We start from the raw sequence: 5,763 nt of genomic DNA on the forward strand, positions 1-5,763 counted from the left end.
AAGCGCGCCGGCGGGGAGGTGGTGCGCCCGCCCATCGCCACCCTGGAGGGGCGCGGCCAAGTCATCCAGATGCGCCACCGCGAGAATGGCAGACGCGCGGTGATGCGGATCTACCGTCTGGCCGGCTGCTGAGCGGTCGAAGCGCGCAGCGGTGAGCGGCGGCCGAACATCCCGGCGCTCAGAAAGCCTTCAGCTTCTTCCAGGCGAACAGCACCATGCGCAACAGCAGCCAGCCATGGGTGAAACGGCTGATCTGCGTCTCGCCATAGCTGCGGTCGGCGTAGCGGATCGGCACCTCGACGATCTCCAGGTTCAGCTTGGCCGCGCCGAAAATCAGGTCGAAGTCGCCGAACGGATCGAAGTCGCCGAAGTAATGGCGGTTGGCGACGATCTGCTCGTAATCACGCCTCCACAGCACCTTCGTGCCGCACAGCGTGTCGGTGAAGCGGGTGTTCAGCAGGAAGGAGAATATCCGGGCGAAGGCGCGGTTGGCGATCCAGTTCAGAAAGCGCATGGCTTGGTCGGCCATGGGATAGACCAGCCGCGTGCCGTTGATGAACTCACCCTGGCCGGAGGCGATGGCGCGGTAGAATTTCGGCAGCGTCTCCGGCGGAACGGTCAGGTCGGCGTCCAGGATCATCAGGATGTCGCCGCGCGCCGCGGCGAAGCCGGTGCGCACCGCATCGCCCTTGCCCTTGCCGGGCTGCTTCATGACCTTGATGTCCCAGTCCGGGTAGGCGGCCTGGACGCGCAGGCATTCCTCGTAGGTGCCGTCCTGGCTGTTGCCCTCGACGTAGATGACCTCCAGGTCCGGGCAGAAGCGCGGAAGGCGCCGGATGGCGTTCTCAATGTTTCCGCGCTCGTTCCGGCAAGGGATCAGCACCGTGCAGGACGGCTGCGCCACCGGCGTCGGCACGGCGGGCCGCGCCACCACGTAGTTGCGCAGGCACAGTTTCCGGATTCCCGGCAATGGGGCGACGCTGCGGTTGATGACCGTGCCCAGGCCGAGAAGGCGGCGCGGCACGAGCTGGCGCCATTCCCGCTTCACCGGCTGCCAGCCGGCAAGCGTCAGGAGCCCGGCGATGTCGGTGCTCGACAGCCAGTTGAGTTGGCCCTGCGGCATCTTCAGCCCGAGCTTCTCCGCAAGGCCCAGCACCGGCTCCCACAGGCGGGAATGATAGCTGACGATGATGCGGGTGCGCGGCGTCGCGAAGCGGTGCAGATGGTGCAGCGTCTCCTCGATGTCGTCCAGGAAGCCGATGGTGTCGGACAGCAGGATCACGTCGAAGGTGCCGCTGATCCCGGCCAGGACATCAGGATCCTCCGCGTTGCCGATGTGGAACTCCAGCCCCGGGTGGCGCCGCCGTGCCTCCTCGATCATCGCCGGGCTCAGATCGATGCCGGCCCCGCGGGGCGGCTGCAGAAAGGCCAGCGTATCGCCCGTGCCGCAGCCGACCTCCAGCACCGAGGCGTTCTCCGGCACGAGGAAGCGCAGATAGGCGCGGTCGGCCTCGTGAAAGGCACGATTGCGTTCGACCCAGTGGTCGCGTTCCGCGGCCAACCGGTCGAACAGCGCCCGGACGTTCTCCTGGCGGGGGGTCAGGAGGCGCGCATCACCAGTCCCGGCGGGTGTGCCGGCCATGGTGGACTGAAAGGCTTCAACGGTCATGAATACGGTCCGCAACAGCGTTTCCGGAAGCGTTCCAGCTTCCACAGGACAAGGCGCGGCGGCCTCGACCGCCGGAAAAGGCCGGCGGGCCTGCCACTGCCCGAACCGCGGCCCCGGAGCCTGCAACCGAAACCGGACGCCGCGAATGGGGGCGATTAGTACCACAAGAACAATGGAGCGCTAAGTCCCTACGGCCGGCGCGCCGGAGCCTTTCCGCTTGGGCAAGGCCATGAACGGGGTGGCGGGCGGCACGTCCCCGATTTCGTCAGAATGCAAAGATCACAAAAGTTGATCAAGTCATAAGTTATACAGCGAACGACATATAGACCGACAAAATCGCTCATGTTAGCGTCCGCACATGTTATTAATTCACTAAATTATCAACTTTCTTTAGGGCTATGCTGATGAATACGACTCTTATAAAGCGCGATGTCACAGCAAACAAATTGAAGCGACATGATTAACATTGCAAGTTCAATCTATTTTGAAGCATTTTCACGCAAGGTTGCATTCCGGACCGCGGCGAATATAGCGACCGTGGCCTTCGCCCTGTTCGTGGTTGCGCTGTACGCCGGCTTCGGCCGTCCGATCTGGATCGACGAGTTTCTGCATTTCGCATTGGGCGGCTATGAGTCGGTTCTGGACGTGCTTGCCGTCATCCGGAAGACGACGGCGGAGGTCAACCACGGGCAGACCGGCACATACATGCTGCTGGACTACCTTCTGCTCGAGCTTTTCGGTGCGAACACGGTCGCGCTGCGGCTGCCGAGCCTGCTGAGCGGGGTCTTCCTGCTGCTGTCGGCTTTCCTGTTCCTCAAGGCGCGGCGGATCGGCCTCCTCGGACGGATCGGCTTCCTGCTGGCGATCGCGGGACAGTCGGACCTCATGTACTATGTGGGAGAGGCGCGCCCCTACATGCCGCTCGCGGCGTCCGCCGTCGGGGTCCTGGCCTATTATTCGGTGCCGCCCGAAGAGCGTGGGCGCCGGTCCGTGGCCGCCATCGGCTGGATCTCGGTGCTGCTGGGCGCGTCGATGCACCCGTATTTCCCCGTCTATTGGCTCGCCATCGCCGTGTTCTGCTATTGGGCATCGTGGTTCGACGGACAGCGGAGCGTCTCCCTCCCCGACGCGCTCGCCTTCGTCAATCTGCCCCTGTCCATCGTCGGAACCATTCTGGTGTTCGGGATCGGTGCGCTCACATGGCTGCAAGGCGGCCCCAGCTTCGCCTTCGATCCCTTCGAGTGGCTGGTCTTCGGCCTGTGGGCCACCTTCACCGAACTCAGCCATTTTCAGTTCATTCCCGAACATGCCCTGGTCCTCATCGCCACGGCGGCGGCCCTCCCGCTGATCCACCTGGCCGCGCCGCGGCGGGTGAAGCCTGTCCTGCACGGCCTGGTCGCCCCCTGCGTCCTGATCCTGCTGGCCCTGGCCCTGTCGACCCTGATCAGCGCCGCCTCCTACGCGCGTCATTACTGGATCCTGCCGCGCCAGTGGGTGGCGTCCTCGGCGCTGGTGCCGGTCGGCGTCGTCTGGCTGGCCTGTGAGGTCCATCGGCTGTTGGGACGCTGGAGCCCGCTGGCCAGCGGCGCCTTTGCGGCGGCGGCGCTGTACGGCCTGTCACTCAGCACGCTGCCGGTCGTTGAGGCGAAGACGGCGGCGCTGCGGGGACAGATGACGATCCCGTCCACGCCATTGCCCGTGCCATCGCCCCACCCGGAGGCGGTTCCCACCGACAACGACGGATGGGTTGCGCTCGCCAACCGGAACATCCAAGCCGGCGGCCCCGTATGGAGCACGCTCCGCCTGTACTACACCGGGGGACATTGAGCTGAGGAAGCGCGGACGGAGCGAGCCCGGAACGACGATCCGCCGTGCCGGGCCTGGCGCGTCAGGCCCGACGCCAACGGGACGGCGTCATCGTGTGGGAGCGAACGGATGAGCAAGAGCGAAACGCATCGCCTGCATGCCGGACGCCGCGTCGCCGTCGTCACCCCCGTCCTCGATGACTGGCGCTGCTTCCAGTCACTGGTGGCGGCGATCGATGCCCTGGCGCACCGCATCGGGCGGGTCAGCGTCTTTGCGGTCGACGACGGATCGGCCGAACCCGTTGACCCAGACGAACTGGTCCCGGTGTCCCGGCATCTGGAGCAGGTGGCGGTCATCCATCTGGCCTGCAACCTCGGCCATCAGAGAGCCATCGCCGTCGGTCTGGCCCAGGTCGCGGCGCAGGGCGGCTTCGATATGGTGATCGTCGCGGACTCCGATGGCGAGGACCAGCCCGAGGAGTTCCTCAGTCTGATCGCCCAACACGACCGGCAGCCCGGGGCGGTGATCGTTGCCCAGCGCCACAAGCGGTCCGAAGGCTATGTGTTCCGGCGCTGCTATTCCACCTACAAAGGGCTGTTCCGGCTGCTGACCGGCAAGGTCATCGACTTCGGCAATTTCTGCCTCATCCCGGCCGGGCAATTGGACCGCCTCCTCCACATGGCGGAGCTTTGGAACCATTTGGCGGCCACCATCGTGCGCTCCCGCGTCGCCATCGTGAAGGTGCCGACGGTGCGCGGCGTCCGGTACGCCGGCCGGTCCCGGATGAACCTGGTCTCGCTGGTTACCCATGGGCTGAGCGCGATCTCGGTGTTCAGCGACTTTCTCTTCGTCCGGCTCCTGCTGTTCTGCGGGATCGCCGCCGTCGGCGCCGGCGCCCTGGGGGCGGCCGCGCTTGTCATCCGCATGAGCACGGATCTGGCGGTTCCGGGATGGGCGACGACCGTGACCGGCATCGCCGCGGTGATCCTGTTCCAGGCCATCACGCTGCTCGGCGTCGCAACCTTCATGATGCTTTCCAACCGGTCCAGCGCCCCGGTCGTGCCGGCCCGGCAGGCGCTGCACTATGTCCGCAAAACGGTGGTGATCGAAACTCCATGCCAGACAGCGCCTTTGCCTATAGCGGCTCGGAACTAGACGTCTTCGCGGCGGCGGCCAACTGGCGCTCCTATTGGGGCGATCAGGTCCGTCCCTTCCAGGGCCGCCGGGTGCTGGAGGTCGGGGCGGGGATCGGTTCGGTCACCCGCGCCCTCTGTCACCCCGGGGTCGAGCGCTGGGTGGCGCTGGAACCGGACGCGGGGATGGCCGGTCATCTGGCCAGCATCGCCGCCGACGGCTTTGCCGCCCCGGTGTCCGCCCGCCGCGGCACGGTGGCCGATCTGGACACGGCGGAACGCTTCGACAGCGTCCTGTACATCGACGTGCTGGAGCACATCGCGGACGACGACGCGGAACTTCGTAGGGTCGCCGGCCATGTCGACCCCGGCGGGCACATCGTCGTGCTGTCGCCGGCCCACCAGTTCCTCTACACGCCCTTCGACGCGGCCATCGGCCATCACCGCCGCTACGACCGCGCGTCGCTGCGGCGGCTGGCCCCCGGCGGCTGCCGCCTCGTGACGCTGCGCTATCTGGACTCGGTCGGTATGCTGGCGTCACTGGGCAACCGCCTGCTGCTGAAGTCCGCCCATCCGAAGCCCGCGCAGATCGCCCTGTGGGACCGCTGCATGGTCCCGCTGTCCCGGCGGCTCGACCCGCTGACGGGGTACCGGTGCGGCAAGTCGCTGCTCGCCGTCTGGCGGAAGGACCCTGTGGCGGACGGAGCCGTCGGATGAGCGCCGCTGCGGTCCTCGGGCGCCTCCTGTCCTGGCGGCAGGCGTTGCGCTTCGCCCTGGTGGGTGTATTGGCCACGGCCACCTATTACCTGCTCACCGTCGGCCTGGCGGATGGCTGGCTCGCGGTCCGGCTGCCCGCCGCCGCCGCGAACTTGGTCGGCTTCGCCGCATCGCTGGCTCTGTCCTACGTCGGCCATCACCGCTTCACCTTTGGCAAGGAGAGCCGGCACGGCCGCTACATGCCGCGCTTCATCGCCGTGTCGCTGGTTCTGGCCGCCTTCTCGACCGGCGCGGTCCATCTGGCGACGTCGGTGTTCGGCGTTCCAGCGGCCCTGACGGCGGGGGCCGTCGCACTGGCCTATCCGCCGGCAAGCTACGCGCTCAACACGCTATGGGCCTTCCGCGGCTGAGCGGAGGGGGCGGGGCGGGGGGAAACAC

Annotated in this window: 5 protein-coding genes; 4 read left to right on the forward strand and 1 reads right to left on the reverse strand. The window is 66.8% G+C overall.

Annotated features, from left to right (window positions below; genetic code table 11):
* Positions 1-178: 178 nt before the first annotated feature.
* Positions 179-1,669, reverse strand: a complete 1,491-nt coding sequence (locus GBZ26_RS26245) for a glycosyltransferase (RefSeq protein WP_174441357.1) — start codon at positions 1,667-1,669, stop codon at positions 179-181.
* Between the two features lie 537 nt (positions 1,670-2,206).
* Between GBZ26_RS26245 and GBZ26_RS26250 the strand changes: the two genes are divergently transcribed.
* From GBZ26_RS26250 to GBZ26_RS26265, 4 genes are all read left to right on the forward strand, one after another.
* Entirely contained in the window at positions 2,207-3,496 is a 1,290-nt protein-coding gene (locus GBZ26_RS26250; RefSeq protein ID WP_174441358.1) for a hypothetical protein, read from the forward strand.
* A gap of 108 nt (positions 3,497-3,604) precedes the next feature.
* On the forward strand, positions 3,605-4,630 hold the full coding sequence (locus GBZ26_RS26255; protein WP_174441359.1) for a glycosyltransferase: 1,026 nt from the start codon (positions 3,605-3,607) through the stop codon (positions 4,628-4,630).
* On the forward strand, positions 4,591-5,325 hold the full coding sequence (locus GBZ26_RS26260; protein WP_174441360.1) for a class I SAM-dependent methyltransferase: 735 nt from the start codon (positions 4,591-4,593) through the stop codon (positions 5,323-5,325). Before GBZ26_RS26255 ends, GBZ26_RS26260 begins: the two co-directional genes overlap by 40 nt.
* Complete coding sequence (locus GBZ26_RS26265) at positions 5,322-5,735, forward strand: GtrA family protein (RefSeq protein WP_174441361.1); 414 nt, start codon at positions 5,322-5,324, stop codon at positions 5,733-5,735. The genes GBZ26_RS26260 and GBZ26_RS26265 overlap by 4 nt, the downstream gene beginning before the upstream one ends.
* Positions 5,736-5,763: the final 28 nt, after the last annotated feature.

The sequence above is a fragment of the Azospirillum formosense genome, assembly GCF_013340925.1.
In the GTDB taxonomy this organism is placed as follows: domain Bacteria; phylum Pseudomonadota; class Alphaproteobacteria; order Azospirillales; family Azospirillaceae; genus Azospirillum; species Azospirillum formosense.

Coding starts and splice junctions, on each gene's coding strand:
- GBZ26_RS26245 (WP_174441357.1), bottom strand. CDS start 1,669: ATGACCGTTGAAGCCTTTCAGTCCACCATGGCCGGCACACCCGCCGGG.
- GBZ26_RS26260 (WP_174441360.1), top strand. CDS start 4,591: ATGCCAGACAGCGCCTTTGCCTATAGCGGCTCGGAACTAGACGTCTTC.
- GBZ26_RS26265 (WP_174441361.1), top strand. CDS start 5,322: ATGAGCGCCGCTGCGGTCCTCGGGCGCCTCCTGTCCTGGCGGCAGGCG.
- GBZ26_RS26255 (WP_174441359.1), top strand. CDS start 3,605: ATGAGCAAGAGCGAAACGCATCGCCTGCATGCCGGACGCCGCGTCGCC.